Annotated in this window: 14 protein-coding genes; 10 read left to right on the plus strand and 4 right to left on the minus strand. The window is 72.1% G+C overall.

The window, feature by feature from the left end:
- Nucleotides 1-124 precede the first annotated feature (124 nt).
- Both treS and ACZ4VL_RS30010 read right to left on the minus strand, forming a co-directional pair.
- Nucleotides 125-1,819: a maltose alpha-D-glucosyltransferase gene (gene treS / locus ACZ4VL_RS30005; RefSeq protein ID WP_468206066.1), complete on the minus strand. Its 1,695-nt coding sequence runs from the start codon at nt 1,817-1,819 to the stop codon at nt 125-127.
- On the minus strand, nt 1,816-3,810 hold the full coding sequence (locus ACZ4VL_RS30010) for an alpha-1,4-glucan--maltose-1-phosphate maltosyltransferase (protein WP_468206069.1): 1,995 nt from the start codon (nt 3,808-3,810) through the stop codon (nt 1,816-1,818). Before ACZ4VL_RS30010 ends, treS begins: the two co-directional genes overlap by 4 nt.
- A 667-nt stretch (nt 3,811-4,477) precedes the next feature.
- On the opposite strand from ACZ4VL_RS30010, the gene ACZ4VL_RS30015 reads away from it, so the two are divergent.
- From ACZ4VL_RS30015 to ACZ4VL_RS30045, 7 genes are all read left to right on the plus strand, one after another.
- A complete protein-coding gene (locus tag ACZ4VL_RS30015; protein ID WP_468206072.1) occupies nt 4,478-5,284 on the plus strand; it encodes a right-handed parallel beta-helix repeat-containing protein in 807 nt (268 codons plus the stop codon).
- Nucleotides 5,224-6,309 (plus strand): PKD domain-containing protein, encoded by a 1,086-nt coding sequence (locus ACZ4VL_RS30020; RefSeq protein ID WP_468206075.1) that lies wholly within the window; start codon nt 5,224-5,226, stop codon nt 6,307-6,309. Before ACZ4VL_RS30015 ends, ACZ4VL_RS30020 begins: the two co-directional genes overlap by 61 nt.
- Nucleotides 6,279-6,500, plus strand: a complete 222-nt coding sequence (locus ACZ4VL_RS30025; RefSeq protein WP_468206078.1) for a hypothetical protein — start codon at nt 6,279-6,281, stop codon at nt 6,498-6,500. The genes ACZ4VL_RS30020 and ACZ4VL_RS30025 overlap by 31 nt, the downstream gene beginning before the upstream one ends.
- A 117-nt stretch (nt 6,501-6,617) precedes the next feature.
- Nucleotides 6,618-7,022: a hypothetical protein gene (locus tag ACZ4VL_RS30030; protein WP_468206081.1), complete on the plus strand. Its 405-nt coding sequence runs from the start codon at nt 6,618-6,620 to the stop codon at nt 7,020-7,022.
- 455 nt (nt 7,023-7,477) lie between these two features.
- Nucleotides 7,478-10,132: an alpha-glucan family phosphorylase gene (gene glgP / locus ACZ4VL_RS30035; protein WP_468206084.1), complete on the plus strand. Its 2,655-nt coding sequence runs from the start codon at nt 7,478-7,480 to the stop codon at nt 10,130-10,132.
- Nucleotides 10,133-10,350: 218 nt separating this feature from the next.
- Entirely contained in the window at nt 10,351-11,919 is a 1,569-nt protein-coding gene (locus ACZ4VL_RS30040; protein ID WP_468206087.1) for an MFS transporter, read from the plus strand.
- Between the two features lie 165 nt (nt 11,920-12,084).
- Nucleotides 12,085-13,005 carry a hypothetical protein gene (locus ACZ4VL_RS30045; protein WP_468206090.1) on the plus strand — a complete coding sequence of 307 codons (921 nt, stop codon included), beginning with the start codon at nt 12,085-12,087 and terminating at the stop codon, nt 13,003-13,005.
- 117 nt (nt 13,006-13,122) lie between these two features.
- Here the strand turns inward: ACZ4VL_RS30045 and ACZ4VL_RS30050 are convergent, their stop codons facing one another.
- Nucleotides 13,123-15,390 carry a M4 family metallopeptidase gene (locus ACZ4VL_RS30050; protein ID WP_468206093.1) on the minus strand — a complete coding sequence of 756 codons (2,268 nt, stop codon included), beginning with the start codon at nt 15,388-15,390 and terminating at the stop codon, nt 13,123-13,125.
- A gap of 383 nt (nt 15,391-15,773) precedes the next feature.
- On the opposite strand from ACZ4VL_RS30050, the gene ACZ4VL_RS30055 reads away from it, so the two are divergent.
- Nucleotides 15,774-17,252: a sugar transferase gene (locus tag ACZ4VL_RS30055; RefSeq protein WP_468206096.1), complete on the plus strand. Its 1,479-nt coding sequence runs from the start codon at nt 15,774-15,776 to the stop codon at nt 17,250-17,252.
- A gap of 22 nt (nt 17,253-17,274) precedes the next feature.
- On the opposite strand, the gene ACZ4VL_RS30060 is transcribed toward ACZ4VL_RS30055, so the two are convergent.
- On the minus strand, nt 17,275-18,243 hold the full coding sequence (locus tag ACZ4VL_RS30060) for a GDP-L-fucose synthase family protein (protein ID WP_468206099.1): 969 nt from the start codon (nt 18,241-18,243) through the stop codon (nt 17,275-17,277).
- A gap of 290 nt (nt 18,244-18,533) precedes the next feature.
- Here ACZ4VL_RS30060 and gmd point away from each other — a divergent pair, with 290 nt between their 5' ends.
- A complete protein-coding gene (gene gmd / locus ACZ4VL_RS30065) occupies nt 18,534-19,547 on the plus strand; it encodes a GDP-mannose 4,6-dehydratase (protein WP_385830265.1) in 1,014 nt (337 codons plus the stop codon).
- 241 nt (nt 19,548-19,788) lie between these two features.
- Nucleotides 19,789-21,027 (plus strand): WD40 repeat domain-containing protein (locus tag ACZ4VL_RS30070; protein ID WP_468206103.1); only part of this gene is annotated, 1,239 nt, incomplete at its 3' end.

Raw genomic sequence — 21,027 nt, forward strand, 5'->3', positions numbered from 1 at the left:
TGCGTGCTGCGGTGGTGCGTGCGGGGGCGGGCGCCGGACCCGTGCGGTGCCGCCCCCGTGGTGCTCCGCCGCGGGCCTCCCCGGGTGCGGGGAGGCCGGGCGGGCCGGAGCTGCCGGGGAGGTCCTACTCGCGCCGCAGGCGGAACCAGTAGAAGCCGTGCCCGGCGAGGGTGAGCAGGTACGGCCACTCGCCGATCGGCGGGAAGCGCACGTCACCGGTGAGTTCCACCGGCACGCGCCCGTTGAACGACTTCAGGTCGAGCTCGGTGGGCTGGGCGAAGCGCGAGAAGTTGTGCACGCACAGCACCAGGTCGTCGCCGTACTCGCGGAGGAAGGCGAGCACCGCCGGGTTGGTCGACGGCAGTTCCGTGTACGAACCGAGGCCGAAGGCCGGGTTCGCCTTGCGGACCTCGATGAGCCTGCGGGTCCAGTGCAGCAGCGAGGAGGGCGAGGACGTCGCGGCCTCCACGTTGGTGACCCGGTACCCGTAGACCGGGTCCATGATGACCGGCAGGTTCAGCCGCCCCGGATCGCAGGAGGAGAACCCGGCGTTGCGGTCCGGGGTCCACTGCATGGGGGTGCGCACGCCGTCGCGGTCGCCCAGCCAGATGTTGTCGCCCATCCCGATCTCGTCCCCGTAGTAGAGGACCGGGGAGCCGGGCAGGGACAGCAGCAGGGCGGTGAACAGCTCCATCTGGTTGCGGTCGTTGTCGAGGAGCGGGGCGAGGCGGCGCCGGATGCCGATGTTGGCCCGCATGCGCGGGTCCTTGGCGTACTCGGCGTACATGTAGTCGCGCTCTTCGTCCGTGACCATTTCGAGGGTGAGCTCGTCGTGGTTGCGCAGGAAGATGCCCCACTGGCAGCGCTCGGGGATCCCCGGGGTCTTGGCGAGGATCTCCGAGACCGGGTAGCGGGACTCTCTTCGCACCGCCATGAAGATGCGCGGCATGACCGGGAAGTGGAACGCCATGTGGCATTCGTCCCCGCCGGCGGCGTAGTCCCCGAAGTAGTCGACGACGTCCTCGGGCCACTGGTTGGCCTCGGCGAGCAGCACCCTGTCCGGGTAGTGCGCGTCGATCTCCGCCCGGACCCGCTTGAGGAAGGTGTGGGTGGCCGGGAGGTTCTCGCAGTTGGTGCCGTCCTCGGCGAACAGGTACGGCACGGCGTCCAGGCGGAACCCGTCGATGCCGAGGTCCAGCCAGAACCGCAGCGCCGACATGATCTCCTCCTGCACCGCCGGGTTCTCGTAGTTGAGGTCCGGCTGGTGCGAGAAGAAGCGGTGCCAGTAGTACTGCTTGCGTACGGGGTCGTACGTCCAGTTCGAGGTCTCGGTGTCGACGAAGATGATGCGGGCGTCCTGGTACTGCTTGTCGTTGTCGGCCCACATGTAGTAGTCGCCGTACGGCCCGTCGGGGTCCTTGCGGGACTGCTGGAACCACTCGTGCTGGTCGCTCGTGTGGTTCATGACGAAGTCGATGATCACCCGCATGCCGCGCTGGTGCGCGTTGTCCACGAACTCCACGAAGTCGGCGAGGTCGCCGAACTCGGGCAGGACGGAGGTGTAGTCGGAGACGTCGTAGCCGCCGTCGCGCAGCGGCGAGGCGAAGAACGGCGGCAGCCACAGGCAGTCCACGCCGAGCCACTGGAGGTAGTCCAGTTTGGAGGTGAGCCCCTTCAGGTCGCCCACCCCGTCGCCGTTGCTGTCGTGGAAGGAGCGTACGAGGACCTCGTAGAAGACGGCCCGCTTGAACCAGTCGGGGTCGCGGTCCTGGGCGGGGGTGTCCTCGAAGGTGTCGGGGACGGGATCGTTGATCATCATGTGGTGGGTGACCCTCCGGTGGGCGGGGACGGTCGCAGAGCGGTGAGAACGTGCGCGGGGGTGCGGCCCGGCTCTAGGCGCACGTAGTTCGCCCTGCCCCAGTGATAGGTCTCGCCGGTGAGCTCGTCGCGCACCGCGAGGGACCCGTGCCAGTCGAGGCCGAGTACCGGCATGTCCAACGAGACCGTCGCCTCCTGGGTGTGGTGCGGATCGAGGTTGACGACCACCAGTACGGAATTGGCGCCCGCGTGCTTCGAATAGGCGATCACCTGCTCGTTGTCGGTCGAGTGGAAGTGGATGTCGCGCAGTTGCTGGAGCGCGGGGTTGCGGCGGCGCAGCCGGTTGAGCGTGGTGATCAGCGGGGCGATGGTGCGGCCCGTCCGCTCGGCGGCGGCCCAGTCGCGCGGGCGCAGCTCGTACTTCTCGGAGTGCAGGTACTCCTCGCTGCCCTCCCGGACCGGGGTGTTCTCGCACAGCTCGTACCCGGCGTAGACGCCCCAGGTGGGGGAGAGGGTGGCGGCGAGCACGGCGCGCACCTCGAAGGCGGGGCGGCCGCCCTTCTGCAGGTAGGCGTGGAGGATGTCCGGGGTGTTCACGAAGAAGTTCGGCCGCATCACGGAGGCGGACCGGGTGCCGGACAGCTCGGTGACGTACTCGGTGAGCTCCGCCTTGGTGTTGCGCCAGGTGAAGTACGTGTAGGACTGCTGGAAGCCGATCGCGGCGAGCGCGTGCATCATGGCGGGCCGGGTGAAGGCCTCGGCCAGGAAGATCACGTCGGGATCGGTCCTGTTGATGTCCGCGATCACCTTCTGCCAGAACACGACCGGCTTGGTGTGCGGATTGTCCACTCGGAAGATGCGGACTCCGTGGTCCATCCAGTGCCGCAGGACCCGCACCGTCTCCGCGACGATGCCGGCCATGTCGGTGTCGAAGTGGACCGGGTAGATGTCCTGGTACTTCTTCGGCGGGTTCTCCGCGTAGGCGATCGTCCCGTCGGGGCGGTGGCTGAACCACTCCGGGTGCTTCTCCACCCACGGGTGGTCGGGGGAGCACTGGAGGGCGAAGTCCAGCGCGATCTCCAGGTCCAGCCCGCGGGCCCGGGCGACGAAGGCGTCGAAGTCCTCCAGGGTGCCGAGGTCCGGGTGGACGGCGTCGTGGCCGCCCTCCGGGGAGCCGATGGCCCACGGCACGCCCGGGTCCCAACTCGCCGCCGACAGCGTGTTGTTGGGACCCTTGCGGAAGGTGGTGCCGATGGGGTGGATCGGCGGCAGGTACACCACGTCGAAGCCCATCGCGGCGATGGCGGGCAGCCGTTCGGCGGCCGTGCGGAAGGTGCCGCTCACCGGCTTCGCCCCGGGCTCGACCACCGCCCCCTCGGACCGGGGGAACATCTCGTACCAGGAGCCGAACAGCGCCCGCCTGCGCTCCACCAGCAGCGGCTGGGCCTTCACGGCGGTCACCAGCTCCCGGAACGGGCGCCGGTCCAGCGCCTGCTGCGCCCGGGGTTCGCGGGAGGCGGCGTACCGCTCGGCGACGGGGCGGTCCTCGTCGCGCATCGCGGCGGCGGCGGCCAGGACGTGTTCGCGGCCGTCCCGCTTCAGGATCTTCGCGGCGGCCCGCTCGTAGAGCTCGGCGCCCTCCAGCAGGGTGAGCCCCGGATCGATGCCGGCGGGGATCTTCACCTCGGCGCGGGCCCGCCAGGTGGCCAGTGGGTCGCTCCACGCCTCCACGGTGTAGCTCCACCTGCCCTCGGTGTCGGCGGCCACCCGGGCGCCCCACCGGTCGGTGCCGGGCGCGAGCTCGCGCATCGGCACGGCGGGACGTACCCGCCCCTTCGGATCGCGCAGGAGGACGTGCGCGGCGACCGCGTCGTGTCCCTCGCGGAACACGGTGGCGGAGACCTCGAAGACCTCGTCGACCACGGCCTTGGCGGGTCTGGCCCCGCAGTCGGTGGCGGGGAGGACGTCCAGCACGGGAATACGACCGATCATGATGGGATCACCTGGGGGCAGTTCGCAGGGCTCGGTGACGACGGGCCGGCCGGGTGGCCGACGGGTAGTGCACGCTCTGTTGGCTCTGTTTCTAGCCGCTCGGAGGACGGCTGGGCTGCGGGCATGGCCGCTCCTGTCCGCGTTCACTCGGGTGGCGGGAGAGGGGTGGGCGAGGTGCGCCGTGCAGGTACGCGGGGAGCCCTTCCCACTCTCGCCCGACCCAATCCGCGTGCTCGGTTAACTACTCGTACGTAGTGGCGCCCCGACGACCAAGAAGATTCCGTGCTTCCGCCGAGGCTCCGTCAAGTCGGTGTGGACTACTGGATGTACCGTCGGCCGCCCCCGTCACACCGGCCACTCGTGTTGTGCCGCCGGGCGGTACGAACCGGCCGAACCCCCTTATTCCGCAAGGGCGTACGACGGCCGGAAACGCTGTCGCCGCGGTCGGTTTCCCGCCGTTGTGGCGATCACGCCCGGGCGCCGCGGGATATGCCGCTGGGGAGCGGCATATCCGGTGTGACAGCGTGCGTTCGAACAGGGACCACGGGACGCGCATCCGTGGATCCGTGTGCGCCGGTGTGCCGGTGGGGGAACGGGCCGCGCAGCCGCCGTGCCGCGCTGCGCCGTCCCGGATCCACACCGCCCGCTCCCGAAGGAAACCTCCCTGGTGCGTCCCACCCGTGTGGCGGCCCTGCTGACCGCAGGCCTCGCCACTGTCCTCGGCCTGCCCGGCGTCGCGGCCGCCGATCCGCCGGCCACCCTGTACGTCGACAACCGCGCCGGTTCGAACTGCTCCGACAGCGGCTCCGGCATGCAGGCGGCACCCTTCTGCACGGTCTCGGCCGCCGCCGGGACCGCGCAGCCGGGCCAGACCGTCGTGATCGCGGAGGGCAGGTACGACGAGGCCGTCACGTTCGACCGGTCCGGCGAGCCGGGCCGGCCCATCACCTTCACCGGCGAGAAGACCGTCGGCGAGGCCACCTCCGAGATCGTCAAGGGCCTGACCGTCAGCGACGCCCGTCACGTGGTGCTGCGCGGGCTGAGGTCCACCAACAGCGGCGTGCGGGTGGTCCGCTCCGCCGACGTGGAACTGGACCGGCTGTTCGCGGCCCGGGGCTGGCTCGACCCGGTCACGGTCGGGGAGGGCAGCACGGACGTGCGCATCACCCGGGGCCGGCTCAGCGGCGTGAAGGTCGAGGGCGGCTCACGCGGCACCGTCCTCGGCCGCAACAAGGTGGCCGCGACCGCGGCCTCGGCAGTCACGGTTGTGGACGCGCCGGGCACGGTCGTCACCAGCAACACGCTGTACGGCTACTGCGGGGCCACCATCTCCGTCAGCGGAGCATCCACCGGTGCCGCACTGTTCAACAACGTGCTCCACGGCGCGAACTGCAGGGACACGCCCCCTACGCCGTGGCAGGGCTTCTCCGTCGCACAGAGCGCGGTCGAGGGCACGCGCGTCGACACAACCTGACCGTCGGGTCCGCACCGGCCCTCTACGACTGGGCCGGCACCGGCTACCCGAGCCCGGCGGCCTTCCACGCCGCCACCGGCCAGGGGGCGAACGACCTCCAGACCACGAAGCGCGAGGCCGCCTTCGAGGTGGACGGCTCCCTCATCGTCGACTCCGCCGACCCGACGGCTCCCGGCGTGCTGCCCACCGACCACCGCGGCTACCCGACCGCCGACGCCCCGGGCTCGCCCAACACCAAGGGCGGCTACCTGGACCGCGGCGCCGTCGAGGTCCAGGACGGCCTGAGCCAGGTGTGGGCGCACGTCGACCAGCCGTGGGCGCCGGCCGGGACCCCGGTCGAGGTGCAGGCCGTTTCGAACAGCAACTGGTCCACCCGAATGAGCTACGAGGTGGACTTCGGCGATGGGACGGCACCGGTCGTCACCCGGCAGGGCAACTCCCGCAACGCGGTCGCCACGCACGTCTACGCCTCCCCGTGCGCGTGCACGGTGAAGGTCACGGCCTCCAACGCCGTCGGCGCCAAGGCCACCACCGAGCAGGCGGTCAAGGTGACGGCCCCCGGTCCGCTGACCGCGGGCTTCGACGCCAAGCCGGCCCTGCCGACCTCGACCAACCCGATCGAGTACATCGCCCCGTTGACGGTCGACGTCGATCCCGCATCCGCGACCAAGGCGCCCTGGCCGGTGAGCCGGGTGGACGTCGACTTCGGCGACGGCACGCCCAAGCAGCAGTCCGCCGACCTGAGCCGTGTCCGGCACACCTACGCCCGACCCGGCGACTACGACGTGACGGTCACCGTCCAGGACTCCAAGGGCGCGACGTCCACGGCGTCCAAGGCCGTGAAGGCCGCGTACGCGCCGTCCGGGTACGTCGCCACCGAACCCTTCCGCCTGCTGGACACCCGGACCACGGGTGTGCCCGTGCAGGGCGGCTCGGCCGTCCCGGTGGTCCTCCCCGTCGGCCTCGCCGTCCCGGACCACGTGCCTCCGGCGGCATGGCCGCCGCCGCCCTCAACGTCACCGTGACCGGAGCCACCGAGGACACCCACCTCGGCGTCTGGCCGTCCGGCCAGCCGCGCCCGGCCACCTCGAACGTCAACGTCCGGGCGGGCGGTACCTCCTCCAACACGGTCACCGTCCCCGTCGGCTCCGACTTCACGGTGCAGGCGCAGCTCAACTCGGGCCGGTCCGCGCTGATCGTGGACTTCGTCGGCTAGTGCCAGCCGGGCGCCGGGGAGCGGTTCACCCCCGTCGCCCCGACCCGCCTCGCCGACACCCGCTCCGCGGGCGGCGCCCTGGCCGGCGGGCAGACCCGCAGCGTCAAGGTCGCCGGCGTGGGCGGTATCCCGGCCGGCGCCACCGCGGTCGCGCTCAACCTGACCAGCACCAGCACCAGCACCAGCGCCACCGCCACCGCCACCGCCGACGCGCACGTCATCGCCTACCCCGACCCGACCAAGCGCCCGGCCACGTCGAACCTCAACCCCGAGCCGGGCAAGAACAAGTCCGACCAGGCCGTCGTCCCGGTCGGCCCCGACGGCACCCGCACCCTCCACACCAACACGGGCTCCACCCACCTCGTCCTGGACGCGGTCGGCTGGTACGGCAAGGACGGCAAGGCCCTGTTCACCCCGGCCGTCCCGAAGAGGCTCGCCGACACCCGCACCACCGGCAAGCTCGCCCCGGCGCCACCACCGCCGTCGCGGGCCTGCCCGCCGGGCCGATCGGCGCGGCCCTGAACGTCACGGCGACCGAGTCCACCGGACCCGGCTTCCTCACCGTGTACGCGTACGGGGCCGCCCGCCCCAGGCCAGCAGCCTCAACACGCGTCCCGGTGACACCGTCCCCAACCACGTCACCACCCCGGTCGCCGACGGCTGCGTCACCGTCTCCAACAGCCACGGCGGCAGCACGCACGTCATCACCGACCTGCTCGGGTTCTTCACCCAGCCCTGACGGGCGCCCAGGCACCCCCAGGCCCGCCCCGGCCGCCCGCGCAGCCCGCGCGCGGTGGCCGGGGCGGCGTCGTTCCGCGACGGCCCCACGGGCCGGTTCCACGGGCGGGCGCACCGGCGTGCCCCCGAGGCACGGTGGCAGGGTCAGGCGGGGCGGGGATAGCCTTCCGGGGGTGTTGCGCGGTCGCACAGCGTGGTGCGGCCGCTCCGGTCCGCACTTGCCTGCGAAGGTGGAACGCGTGAAGGCAATCCGTCGATTCACCGTACGCCCCGTACTCCCCGAACCGCTGCTGCCGCTCGCCGACCTCGCGCGCAACCTGCGCTGGTCGTGGCACACGGAGACCCGCGAACTCTTCCAATCCGTCGACCCCGAGGGCTGGCAGGCCGCCGGCGGCGACCCCGTCCGCCTGCTCGGCTCCGCCTCCGCCGCCCGCCTGCGCGAACTGGCCGGCGACCGCCGCTTCCTGCGCCGGCTCGCCGTCGCCACCGCCGACCTCGACGACTACGTCAACGGCGCCCGCTGGTACCAGACCCACGACGGCGGGACCGACCTCCCCGCCGCCATCGCCTACTTCTCGCCCGAGTTCGGGATCACCGCCGCCCTGCCCCAGTACTCGGGCGGCCTGGGGATCCTCGCCGGGGACCACCTCAAGGCCGCCAGCGACCTCGGCGTCCCGCTCATCGGCGTGGGACTCCTCTACCGGCACGGCTACTTCCGCCAGTCCCTGTCCCGGGACGGCTGGCAGCAGGAGCACTACCCCGTCCTCGACCCCAACGAGCTGCCCCTGTCCCTGCTGCGGGACGCCGACGGGGCCCCGGCCCGCGTCACCCTCTCCCTGCCGGGCGGCCGCGCCCTGCACGCGCACGTCTGGCAGGCCCGCGTCGGCCGGGTCCCGCTGCTGCTCCTCGACTCGGACGTCGAGGACAACGACTGCGGGGCCCGCGAGGTGACCGACCGGCTCTACGGCGGCGGCAGCGACCACCGGCTGCTCCAGGAGATGCTCCTCGGTATCGGCGGGGTCCGGGCGGTACGGACGTACTGCGCGCTCACCGGTCACCCCGCCCCCGAGGTGTTCCACACGAACGAGGGACACGCCGGCTTCCTCGGCCTGGAACGCATAAGGGAACTCGACGGCGAGCTCGGCCTCGGCTTCGACGCCGCCCTGGAGGCGGTCCGCGCCGGAACCGTGTTCACCACCCACACCCCCGTCCCCGCCGGCATCGACCGTTTCGACCGCGCCCTGGTCGCCCGCCACTTCGGTCCCGGCGGCGAGCTGGACGGCGTACCCGTCGAGCGGATCCTGGACCTGGGGGCCGAGTCCTACCCGGGCGGCGACCCCGGCGTGTTCAACATGGCGGTGATGGGGCTGCGCCTGGCCCAGCGCGCCAACGGCGTCTCCACCCTGCACGGGGCCGTCAGCCGCGGCATGTTCGCCGGGCTGTGGCCGGGCTTCGACCCGGCCGACGTACCCATCGCCTCCGTGACCAACGGGGTGCACGCCCCGACCTGGGTGGCCCCCGAGGTGGTCCGGCTCGGGGCCCGGCAGATCGGCGCCGGCCGCACCGAGGACGCCCTGTCGGTGGGCGGCTCCCAGCGCTGGGACGCCGTCGCCGACATCGCCGACCAGGACGTCTGGGACCTGCGGCGGGGCCTGCGCGAGCAGCTCGTGCTGGAGGTCCGGGAACGGCTGCGGGCGTCCTGGCGCCAGCGCGGGGCCGCCGACGCCGAACTCGGCTGGGTGGACTCCGTGCTCGACCCGGACGTCCTCACCATCGGCTTCGCCCGGCGCGTCCCCTCGTACAAGCGGCTCACGCTGATGCTGCGCGACCCCGAGCGGCTGCGCCGGCTGCTGCTCCACCCCGACCGGCCCGTGCAGATCGTCGTCGCCGGAAAGGCCCACCCCGCCGACGACGGCGGCAAGCGGCTGGTGCAGGAGCTGGTCCGGTTCTCCGACGACCCGCAGGTGCGCCACCGGATCGTGTTCCTGCCCGACTACGGCATGGGCATGGCGCAGAAGCTCTACCCGGGCTGCGACGTCTGGCTGAACAACCCGATCCGCCCGCTGGAGGCGTGCGGCACCAGCGGGATGAAGGCCGCACTCAACGGCTGCCTCAACCTGTCCGTGCTGGACGGCTGGTGGGACGAATGGTTCGAACCGGACTTCGGTTGGGCCATCCCCACCGCCGACGGGCTCGGCGCCGACGAGGAGCGGCGCGACGACCTGGAGGCGGCCGGCCTCTACGAGCTGGTCGAGGAGCGGGTCGCGCCCCGCTTCTACGACCGCGCGGACCGCAGCGGGCTGCCGGTGCGCTGGATCGAGATGGTCCGCCGCACCCTCGTCTCCCTGGGCCCGAAGGTCCTCGCCGGACGCATGGTCCGCGAGTACGTGGAGCGGCTGTACACACCGGCCGCCCGCGCCCACCGGACCCTGGACGCCGCCGCGGCGCGCGACCTGGCCTGGTGGAAGGGGCGGGTCCGGGCGGCCTGGCCCAAGGTCGCCGTGGAGCACGTGGAGGCGCTCGCCGCGGCTCCCGTGAACGGCACCGCCGAGCTGGGGGCCACCCTCACCCTGCGCGTGCTGGTCACCCTGGACGACCTCACCCCCGAGGACGTCGAGGTGCAGGCCGTCGCCGGCCGGGTGGATCCGCAGGACGTCATCCGCGACGGGCGGCCCTTCCCCCTCAAGCCGGCCGCCGGCCCGGACCTGGAGGGGCGCTGGGTGTACGAGGGCCCGCTCGCCCTCGACCGCACCGGGCCCTTCGGCTACACCGTGCGGATCCTCCCCTCGCACCCCATGCTGGCCTCGCCGGCCGAACTGGGGCTGGTCGCCTCGCCCGCGGACACCGACGCGGGCGGCGAGGGCGGCCCGCAGGGCGGCGTACTGATGCGGTAGCGCGGCCCGCGACGGAACCCCGGCAGGGGGCGGGCGGCCGGACCACCGGCCGTCCGCCCCGCCCGGTTCCGGTTCCGGGGTGCCGGATGCGCGGAATCCGTCAGGACCGGGGTGACGGGCGCGGGATCCGGGGCGAGGCTGCGGGCGCGGAGCCGTACCGGCCCCGCCCGGCGCCTGCCGGTCCTTCCCCGCCCCGCGCGGGCACCGAGGAGTCCCCCATGCGCAGATGGCTGCCCCTCGCGGCGGTGTGCCTCGGAGCGTTCATGCTCCTGATCGACGTCACGATCCTCACCGTCGCCCTGCCGGACATGGCCGCCGGCATGGACACCGGCTTCGCCGGACTCCAGTGGGTGATGGACGTCTACGCCCTCGCCCTCGCGGCCCTGCTGCTCGGCGCCGGCTCCCTCGCCGACCGGATCGGCCGGCGCGCCGTCTACCTCGGCGGGCTCGTCCTGTTCGCCGCCTCCTCGCTCGCCTGCGGCCTCGCCTCCGGCCCGGGCATGCTCATCGCCTTCCGCGCCGTCCAGGGCGCCGGCGCCGCCGCGATGTTCGCCACCACCATGGCCCTGATCGGCAGCGCCTACCAGGGCCGCGAGCGCGGCATCGCCTTCGGCGTCTGGGGCGCGGTCAACGGGGCCGCCGCCGCGGCCGGTCCGATCATCGGAGGACTGCTGACCGAGCACTTCGGCTGGCGTTGGATCTTCTTCATCAACCTCCCCGTCTGCGCCCTCGCCGTGTACGTCACCCTCAAGGCCGTCGCCGAGTCCCGCGCCCCGCAGAGCAGGGGCCTGGACCTGCCGGGCACCGCCTGCTTCACGACCGGCGCCGGCGCCGTCACGTACGCCCTGATCCGGGCCGGCGAGAGCGGCTGGACCGCGCCCGCCACCCTCGCCCTGTTCGGGCTCGGCGCCGCGGCCTTCGCCGCCTTCGTCGCCGTCGAACTGCGCAGCGACCGCCCCATGCTGGACCTCTCGCTGTTCCGCGACCGGACCTTCGCCGGGGTCATGGTCGCCGCACTGCTGCTGTCCGGGGCGGCCTTCTCGTACCTGATGTACGTCTCCCTGTGGCTCCAGTCCGTCGAGGGGCTGAGCCCGGTGGGCGCCGGACTGGTGCTGGTGCCGCTGAGCGCCGCGGCCTTCCTGGTCTCCGCCGCGGCCGGCCGGCTGCTGCACGGCGTCCCGCCCCGGTGGCCCATCGGCGGCGGGCTGCTGCTCGCCGGGGCGGGCGCCCTGCTGCAGAGCCGGCTGCTGGACACGGTCGGCGGCTGGCCGGCGCTGATCCCGGGCCTGGTGCTGACCGGCGCGGGGGCCGGCGCGGCCGTCCCGGCGATGGCGGCCACCGTGCTGGGGTCCGTGGCCCCGGACCGTACGGGCATGGCGGGCGGCGCGCTCAACACCGCGCGGCAACTCGGCATGGCCCTCGGGATCGCCGTCCTCGGCGTGCTGTTCCACGCCGGGCTGGCGGACGGGCTCGCCGGCTCCGGGCAGCCGGAGGACACGGCCGCGGCACTGGCCTCCGGCGAGGCGGGCCGGCTGCTGGATGCGGTGCCCGGCGCCCGCACCTGGATCGCGGAGGCCTTCGCGACGGGGCTGCGGGAGGCGTTCACCGCCTCGGGACTGATCGGCCTGTCCGGCGCGGTGGTGGTGGTCCTGCTGGTGCGGGCGCGCCCGGCGGCGGCCGCTGCGGCCGGGGGCGGCGCGGAGCCGGCGGACGGACCGGAGCCGGCGGACGGGGCGGGCGACGGGGTTCCGGGATCGCGGCGGGACGGTGAACGCACCGTGCGCTGAGGGGCCTCGGCGCCTGCCGGATGGGGGTCGCGGGGCGTGCCGGGCGGGTGAACCTGTGAGCACGCCGCGCATGCTGAACCGATTCAGCAGTGGTCAGCGCTCCTACGCTGCCCGCTGGATGCCACCGGACCGGCATCCAGCCCCCACAGAACGGACTGCCTTCCCATGCGTCTTCGCAACGCTGCCGTAGCGTTCCTCGGAGCCTTCGCCCTCGCCGTGCCGCTGGCCGGAACCGCCCTGGCCGACGACTTCGACGACCGGCCCAACCTCGGTCGGCTGGACTACATCGTCGACGGGGAGCGGCGGCAGATCCGCCCGGCCGACAACGACACCTGCTACGAACTGACCGGCACCTCGCGCCGCGACCCGGCCACCGCCGTGCGCAACGACACCAAGTCGCGGGCCACGCTCTTCAGGGAGGACGGCTGCAACGGCCGCGCGGAGCGCGAGCTGGAGCCGAAGGACACCGTCTACGACGTCAGCGTCCGCTCGGTGGTCTTCACGCCGGTCCACGTGGACAAGGACGACAAGCACGACCCGTTCGGCGAGAGCCGCTCGGACGACCGCCAGGACGACCGCCAGGACGACCGCGACCGCTTCGACAGCGCCAGCCGCCCCGAGCACGCCGTCATGGGCAACATGCAGGCCGCGACCGTACTCCCGGCGAAGGACGGGCCCGAGCCGCAGGACGAGCCCGCGACGGCGCAGGAGCAGGGCCGGCACGAGGACCACGGCCGCCACGACCACGTCCGGCAGGAGGAGCAGGGCCAGCAGGCGGAGCAGGGCCAGCAGGCGGAGCAGGGCCGGCAGGAGGAGCAGGGCCGGCAGGAGGAGCAGGGCCGGCAGGAGGAGCAGGCCCCGGCGGACGAGCGTCAGGAGGAGCAGCCGCCGGCCGAGGAGCGTCAGGAGGAGCAGCCGCCGGCGGACGAGCGCCAGGAGGAGCAGCCCCCGGCCGAGGAGCGCCAGGAGATGCCGGGGCAGCCGGAGATGGAGCAGCAGGGCCCGGACATGTCGCAGGACATGTCGCGGGAGCACCACGAGCAGGAGCCGGACATGTACGAGGCCGTCTTCCGCAGCATCCCCTGATCACCGGCGCCGGCCCGTGAGGCCGGCCCCGCGGCATGGAACAGGGCCGTCCGGGAGGGTCTCTCCCGGACGGCCCCGTGCTGTGTCAGCCGTCGCGCCTCACCCTGCCCCGAGGGGTCAGAAGGTCAGCTTCCAGCTGTTGATGTAACCGGTGTCGAGGCTGGCGAGGTCCGCCACGCGGAGCTTCCAGACACCGTTCGCGACCTCGGAGGAGGCGTTCACGGTGAAGCTCTGGACGATGTTGTCCGCGCTGCCGCCGGTGCGGTTGCGCAGGTTGTACACGGTGCCGTCGGGGGCGACCAGGTCGACGCGCAGGTCACCGACGTAGGTGTGGACGATGTTCACGTCCACCTTGAGGGTGCTCGGCGCGTTGCCCGTGCGGGTCACCGTGATCGGGGACTCGACGGTCGCGTTGTCCGCGATCTGGTAGTCGTTCGTGTTCTCGAAGACGTTCTGCTGTCCGGTGCCGACGGTCCACGTGAAGGAGGCCGTGCCGGACTTGTTGGCGGAGTCGGTCACCGTCACCGTCACGTTGGACGTGCCCGCGGTGGTGGCCGTGCCCGAGATCAGGCCCGTCGAGGAGTTGATCGACAGGCCGGCCGGCAGGCCGGTCGCCGCGTAGCCCAGCGCGCCCGGGTTGGTGCTGGTCGCCTGGACCTGGAGGCTCACCGCGGTGTTGAGGACGGTGTTCTGGTTCGCGATCTGGGTGACCGTGACGCCGTCGTTGATGCGGGGGCCGACGTTGATGGCCGCCCACGCGTTGGCGGTGTTGTTGTACGTGGCCGAGCCGGCGCCGTAGAGGTCGGCGGCGGCCTGGAGGGTCGCCGTGCGGGCGGCCGCGTAGTTGGTGTTCGACTTGAAGTAGCCGACGGTCAGCGCACGGAACCAGATCTTCGACGCGGCGTCACGGCCGATGGCCGTGACCGGCAGGCCGTCGGAGGTCGGCGAGTCGTAGCTCACGCCGTTGATGACCTTGGCGCCGGAGCCCTCGGAGGCCAGGTAGTACCAGTGGTTGGCCGGGCCGGAGGAGTAGTGCACGTCGATGCCGCCGAGGCCCGAGTACCAGGCGTCCTTGGACGCCCCGTCCTTGCTCGGCTTGTCCATGTAGCGCAGCGGGGTGCCGTCGCCGTTGATGTCGATCTTCTCGCCGACGAGGTAGTCGCCCACGTCCGTCGGGTTGTTGGCGTAGAACTCGACCGCGGCCGCCATGATGTCGGACGTGGCCTCGTTCAGACCGCCGGGCTCGCCGCTGTAGGTCATGTTGCCGGTGACCGAGGTCAGGCCGTGGGTCATCTCGTGCGCGGCCACGTCGGTCGAGGTGAGGGGCTTGCTGTTGCCCGAGCCGTCGCCGTACGTCATGCAGAAGCAGGAGTCGTCCCAGAACGCGTTCACGTAGCTGTTGCCGTAGTGGACGCGGCTGTAGGGGGCGACGCCGTCGTTGCGCAGGCCGTTGCGGCCGTGGACGTTCTTGTAGTAGTCCCAGGTGACCGCCGCGCCGTAGTGCGCGTCCGCGCCGGCCGTCTCCAGGTTGGAGGCGGCGCCGTTGCCCCAGACGTCGTCCGGGCCGCTGAAGAGCGTGCCGGTGCCGGAGCTGCCGCGGTTGAGGTTGTACGTCTTGTGGTTGCCGCGCCCGGTGTCGGTCAGCGTGTAGTTGCTGCCCGACTGGGCCGTGCCGAGGTTGACCTGGCCGCTGTACATGGTGTTGCCGGTGCCGGTCTCGATGGCCTGCCACTCGGTGATCTTCGCACCGGTCCTGGCGTCGGTGACCACGTGCAGCTCGTTGGGGGTGCCGTCGTGCTGGAGGCCGCCGATGACGGTCTCGTAGGCGAGCACGGGCGCGCCCTCGGCCGCCCAGATCACCTTGCGGGCGTTCTTGGAGGGCTTGACCTCCTTGGAGCCGGAGTCCTTCGCCGCGGAGACGGCCTGGCCCTCGGCGGCGGCCGGGGTGACCGAGGCGTCGGTGTCGGCGACCTTGATCTCGTGCTGGGTGGCCTTGGTGACGCTCTTGGTGACGCCGCCCTTGGCATGGACCGTCAGGTCGCCGCCGAGCACCGGCAGTCCGGCGTAGGTGCGCTCGTAGGTGGTGTGCGTCGTGCCGTCGGCGTCCTTGACGACGTCGCGGACGACGAGCTTCTCCTGCCCGCCGAGGCCGAGCGCCTTCGCCGCCTGGACGGTGGTCGAGTTGGCGTCGGCGATGAGCGTCGCACGCTCGGAGGGGCTGAGCTGGAGCGGGGATGCGCCCGGGTTGGGCTTCGCGGAGGCGCTGCCCTGGGAGGCGGTGGCCTCGGCGGACGCGGTGCCGGCCTGCATGCCGACGGCGAGCAGCGCGGCAGCAGCAACGAGTGCGCCGGCAGCGGTGACACGCCTGTGGGGGGTGGGACTCAACGCAGACTCCTTCTGCAAGGGGGGATCCGGACGGCTGGGTGGGCCACCGGGCAGAGCAGGGCGGTGCGATGAACGGATCGAAGAGTGCCACCTGGCCGCTGCAATGTCAGGGCCGCGTCAAAAGGTTGGCCGGAAACGGTTCGTTGACCGAGGCGACGTATCCGGTATCCGGACCATTCACCTTCACATGCGTCCGTAACGCGCCAGAAATCTGGAACAACTGGTACCGCTTGCTAACGCTTGCGCAACAAGGGTCCCTGTTCCGGGGTTCGGCACTTGTCCTAAGAGTGTTTGTCGTACTGTTTCCCGGTGCGCCTGATGTCCGTGGCCTGGGGAAGCCGCGGGCGCGCGCGAGTGTCATAGACCACGTGCCAGGGGGGCCCATGAGGCATGTCCATTTTCCTGCGCAAAGAGTGGCCGGAGCGGCGGCTGAGCTAACTGCTGTGCCAGTGAGGCGGATCGGCGACAAAGCGCGCTGGTACCTGCCCGCAGCAGTCTCTGCCGACCTTCTCGGCGCAGCCGTACCCGTGGGCCTCGTCTTCGACGCAGCTCAGCAGGCCAGGCCGGTGTACTGCGCCGTCGGGGCGGCGTTGGCGTGGGTCGGCGTGCAGGCGGTACGCCGCCGCTACGCGACCCGGGTGCTCGGCGAGTCCCGCGGTGTCCTGCCGGTCGTGCACGACTGGCTGATTCTGATCGGTGTCCTGGCCGTCGCCCGCGTGGTGACCGGGGAGAGCACACCGCGGCTCGCGGCGCTCGGCGCGCTGCTTCCGGCCCTCCTCATCACCCTGGCCTGCCACAAGTTGACCTACCGTCACCTGTCGGCGGCCCGTCGCGAGGCACAGGCCGTCAGCCGGGTACTGGTGATAGGAGAGCCGGCCGCGGCCGACTCCGTCATCTCCCACCTCGCCGCGCGCACCGACCACCCCTACGTCGTCGTCGGCGTGGTCCCGGTCGGCGGCGGCCCCGTCGACAGCGGCGTGCCCGTCGCGGGCCGGCTCGACGCCCGGGCCTCCGACGCCCCGGCCGCCGACGCCTCCGCCGTCCTCGGCGCCGTCCGCAGCCACCACGCCGACCTCGTACTCGTCGCCCCCGGGGCGCGGATCGCGGGGGAGCGACTGCGCCGCATCGCCTGGGCCCTGCACGACGCCGGACTCGAACTGGCGGTCTTCCCCGGCCTGGTGGAGGTCTCCGTCAAGCGCCTGGAGACCCTCTCCGCGGGCGGCCTCGCCGTGCTGCGGGTCGCACCGCCCGTCAGCCGGGGCGTCCAACCCGTGCTCAAGTCCCTGCTGGACCGGGCCGGAGCCGCCCTCGGGCTGCTGCTGCTCGCCCCGGTCTTCCTCGCCATCGTCCTCGCGATCCGCCTCGGCTCGCGCGGCCCGGCGTTCTACCGCCAGCAGCGCATCGGTCGCGACGGCGTCCCGTTCACCATGTGGAAGTTCCGCACCATGGTCGTGGACGCCGACCGGCTCAAGGCCGAGCTGGCCGGGGCCAATGAGAACGACGGCCTGATGTTCAAGATCCGGCGCGACCCCCGGGTGACCCGGGCGGGCCGGCTGCTGCGCCGCACCTCCCTGGACGAACTCCCACAACTGCTCAACGTCCTGACGGGGCAGATGTCGCTGGTCGGTCCGCGCCCGCCGCTGCCGGAGGAGGTGGCCCGCTACGACGAGGTCGAGCTGCGTCGGCTCACCGTACGGCCGGGCATGACCGGGCTGTGGCAGATCAGCGGCCGCTCCGACCTGTCCTGGGACGAGACGATCCAGCTCGACCTCCAGTACGTCGACAACTGGTCCTTCACCAGCGACGTCGACGTGATGGGCCGTACGCTCCGCGCCGTGGTCGACGGCCGCGGAGCGTACTAGGGGAGCCGCAACACCCGTGCGTTCAGCTCCGCCCGCCGCCCACGCCCCCGCCCTGGTCGAGCCACCACCGGTAGGTGGCGGCGATCCCGTCCCGCAGCCCGGTCTCCGGCTTCCAGCCCAGCGAGGTCAGGCGGCTGACGTCCAGGAGCTTGCGCGGGGTCCCGTCCGGCCTGGAGGTGTCCCAGGCCAGCCGGCCCGTGAAGCCGGTCACGTCGGCGACCGTCTCGGCCAGCGCCTTGATGGTCAGGTCCTCACCGCAGCCGATGTTGACCGGCTCGTCGCCGTCGTAGCGCTCCAGCAGCACCGCGCAGGCGGCCGCCAGGTCGTCCACGTGCAGGAACTCGCGGCGCGGGGTGCCGCTGCCCCACAGGGTGACCTCCTCGCGCCCCTCGGCGGCGGCCTCGTGGAAGCGCCGGACGAGGGCGGGCAGCACGTGCGAGGTCTCCAGGTCGAAGTTGTCGCCGGGGCCGTAGAGGTTCGTGGGCATCGCCGAGATGTACGAGGCGCCGTACTGCTTGCGGTACGACTGGACCTGGACGATGCCCGCGATCTTCGCGAGGGCGTACGCCTCGTTGGTCGGCTCCAACGGACCGGTCAGCAGCGCGTCTTCGGTGATGGGCTGCGGGGCCAGCTTGGGGTAGATGCAGGACGAGCCCAGGAAGAGCAGCCGGCCGACGCCGGCGGCGTGCGCGCCGCCGATGACGCTGAGCTGGATCCTGAGGTTGTCCTCCAGGAACTGCACCGGGTACGTGCTGTTGGCCATGATGCCGCCGACCTTCGCGGCGGCGAGCACCACCGCGTCGGGGCGGACGTCCTTCAGGTACGCCCCGGTCGCGGCGGCGTCGCGCAGGTCGAGGTCGGCGCGGCCCCGGGTGAGCACCTCGTGGCCGTCGGCGGTCAGGCGGCGGGCGACCGCGGAGCCCACGAGGCCGCGGTGGCCCGCGACGAAGACGCGGGCGTTCGGGGGCAGGAGCGGCAGCGAACTTGTCATACCGCCGATGATGCCAGTCCGTTCTCCGCGGGGTACGGGGGCGGTCCGGACCGGCCCCGGCGCCGACGGCACCGCACCCGGGCCCGGACCGGGCCCGCCGCGGCGGCGCGCACACCGCGCGAGGCCGACGGGCCCCGCCCGTGTACGGTACGCATCCAGCCCTTGGTGGCGGGCCGTCAGCCGGCACCGGCACGGGAGCCGCCCCGCGCGGGCGGCGGCCGGAGCAGCCGCAGGCCCCCGAGGCACCGCCTCACCACATACCGACCGAAACGATCCCCAGGGGGACCCACATGGGCAAGACCGCACTGATCACCGGCGTCACCGGGCAGGACGGCTCCTACCTCTCCGAGCTTCTGCTCTCCAAGGGCTACACGGTGCACGGGCTCGTGCGGCGGTCCTCCAGCTTCAACACCGAGCGGATCGACCACATCTACCAGGACCCGCACACCGCGAACCGGTCCTTCTTCCTGCACCACGCCGACCTCTCCGACGGCGTCGCGCTCGTGAACCTGCTCCGGGAGATCAAGCCCGACGAGGTCTACAACCTGGGCGCCCAGTCGCACGTGCGCGTCTCCTTCGACGCCCCCATGTACACCGGTGACGTGACCGGCCTCGGCGCGCTGCGGCTGCTGGAGGCGATCCGCGCCAGCGGCGTCGACACCCGCATATACCAGGCCTCTTCCTCGGAGATGTTCGGCTCCACCCCGCCGCCGCAGAACGAGGACACCCCGTTCCACCCGCGCAGCCCGTACGGCGCCGCCAAGGTCTTCGCGTACTGGACGACGGTGAACTACCGCGAGGCGTACGACATGTTCGCGGTCAACGGCATCCTCTTCAACCACGAGTCCCCGCGCCGTGGCGAGACCTTCGTGACCCGCAAGATCACCCGGGCCGTCGCCCGCATCAAGGCCGGCCTGCAGGAGCACCTGTACCTCGGCAACCTGGACGCCGTCCGCGACTGGGGCTACGCCCCGGAGTACGTGGAGGCCATGTGGCGGATGCTCCAGCAGGACGAGCCCACCGACTACGTCGTCGCCACGGGCGTCCCCGCCACCGTGCGCCAGTTCCTGGAGTCCTCCTTCGCCCACGCGGGCCTCGACTGGAACGAACACGTCCGCTACGACGCCAAGTACGAGCGCCCCAGTGAGGTCGACGCCCTCATCGGTGACGCCTCCAAGGCCCAGGAACTGCTTGGCTGGAAGCCAACGGTCCTGGTGGACGAGCTGGCGCGCATCATGGTCGACGCGGACATCCGCCAGGTCGAGGACCAACTCGCGGGAGCAACGGTCCGGATCGACCGCTGAGGCCTTATATTTCGCCTACGATTTGCCGTGTCCCGGCCATTGGCGCATATGCAGCGCCCTGGCCGGGGTGAATTTTCCGTATGTCCGCTGTGCGCCCTTGCCGCTGAACCCTACGTTCCGATTTGGTATGCATAGGGTCAAGTGAGGTGACCAGGCCCTCATGTGAGCTCTAGTCTGCGCCCGTACATACGGCTGTTCGGATAGTTCCAGCCATACACCGGGCAATTGCCCTGGGGGGTTCATGCGTAGATCCAGAGGGCTGACTGCCGCCCTCGTCCTGTCACTGGCCGGTGCCGGAGCGGGGATAGGCCTGGTGGTGATGCCCCAGGCGTCCGCCATCACCCCGCCGGTGGCGTTCACCGCCGACACCCTGCCGACCTGGCAGCCGAACGGCATCGTCTTCGCCATGGCGCAGGCGAACGGCACCGTCTTCGCCGGAGGTACCTTCTCGGCGGTCCGCCCGCCCGCCGGCGGCTCCGGCGCCGAGCAGGAGGCGGTGAACTTCGTCGCCCTCGACGCAGCGACGGGCAACCCCACCTCCTGCAAGCTGGCCTTCACCGTCAGCGAGGGCACGGCGACCGTGCGGGCGCTGGCCGTCTCGAAGGACAAGAAGACCCTCTACGCCGGCGGCTACTTCGGCGCCGTCAACGGCACCCCGGTCTCCAGCCTGGCCGCGATCGACATCGAGAGCTGCAGCCCGAAGGCCTCCTTCCACCCGGGCTTCCCCGCCACCGTGCGGGCCCTCGCCGTCTCCGACGACACCCTGTACGCGGCCGGCGACTTCAACGCCGTCGAGGGCGAGACCCGCGAGCGGTTCGCCGCGGTCGACGCCGCCTCCGGTGCGCTCAAGCCCTTCACGGCCAACGCCGACGAGCCGGGCCGCGCCGTCGCGGTCACCCCGGACGGCAAGAACGTCCTGCTCGGCGGCGACTTCTTCTCGGTGAACGGCTCCAACACGCACGCCCTGGCCGTGGTGGACGCCACCACCGGCAAGGTCGCGAAGACCTACGGCAACATCCCGTCGAACTCGGTCGTCAAGTCGATCGCCACCGACGACAAGGGCTTCTACACGGGCAACGAGGGCTCCGGCGGCGGCGTCTTCGACGGCCGCATCGGCCTGCGCCTGAGCGACTTCACCGAGAAGTGGCGCGACCGCTGCCTCGGCGCCACCCAGTGGGTCCTGCCGTACGACGGCGTGCTCTACAGCTCCTCGCACGCGCACGACTGCTCCACCGAACTGGAGTACCCCGACGGCAAGCGCCACCACCTGCTGGCCCAGCCGACGGACCACACCGGCACCGCCCCGGCCCCCGTGGACGGCTTCGTCCGCGGCCCGCGCAAGCTCGGCTGGTTCCCCGACACCAACGACGGCCTCGGCGAGGGCATCGGCCCGCGCGTGATGGCCGTGGCGGAGAAGGGCGACACGAAGTACATGTGGGTCGGCGGTGAGTTCACCACCGTCAACGGCGTCGAGCAGCAG

The sequence above is a fragment of the Streptomyces sp. NPDC029014 genome (assembly GCF_055564695.1).

Bases quoted from the DNA above. Each gene is read 5' to 3' on its own strand.
- ACZ4VL_RS30040 (WP_468206087.1), top strand. From the start codon at position 10,351: ATGCGCAGATGGCTGCCCCTCGCGGCGGTGTGCCTCGGAGCGTTCATG.
- ACZ4VL_RS30010 (WP_468206069.1), bottom strand. From the start codon at position 3,810: ATGATCGGTCGTATTCCCGTGCTGGACGTCCTCCCCGCCACCGACTGC.
- ACZ4VL_RS30045 (WP_468206090.1), top strand. From the start codon at position 12,085: ATGCGTCTTCGCAACGCTGCCGTAGCGTTCCTCGGAGCCTTCGCCCTC.
- gmd (WP_385830265.1), top strand. From the start codon at position 18,534: ATGGGCAAGACCGCACTGATCACCGGCGTCACCGGGCAGGACGGCTCC.
- ACZ4VL_RS30060 (WP_468206099.1), bottom strand. From the start codon at position 18,243: ATGACAAGTTCGCTGCCGCTCCTGCCCCCGAACGCCCGCGTCTTCGTC.
- ACZ4VL_RS30055 (WP_468206096.1), top strand. From the start codon at position 15,774: ATGAGGCATGTCCATTTTCCTGCGCAAAGAGTGGCCGGAGCGGCGGCT.
- ACZ4VL_RS30025 (WP_468206078.1), top strand. From the start codon at position 6,279: ATGGCCGCCGCCGCCCTCAACGTCACCGTGACCGGAGCCACCGAGGAC.
- treS (WP_468206066.1), bottom strand. From the start codon at position 1,819: ATGATGATCAACGATCCCGTCCCCGACACCTTCGAGGACACCCCCGCC.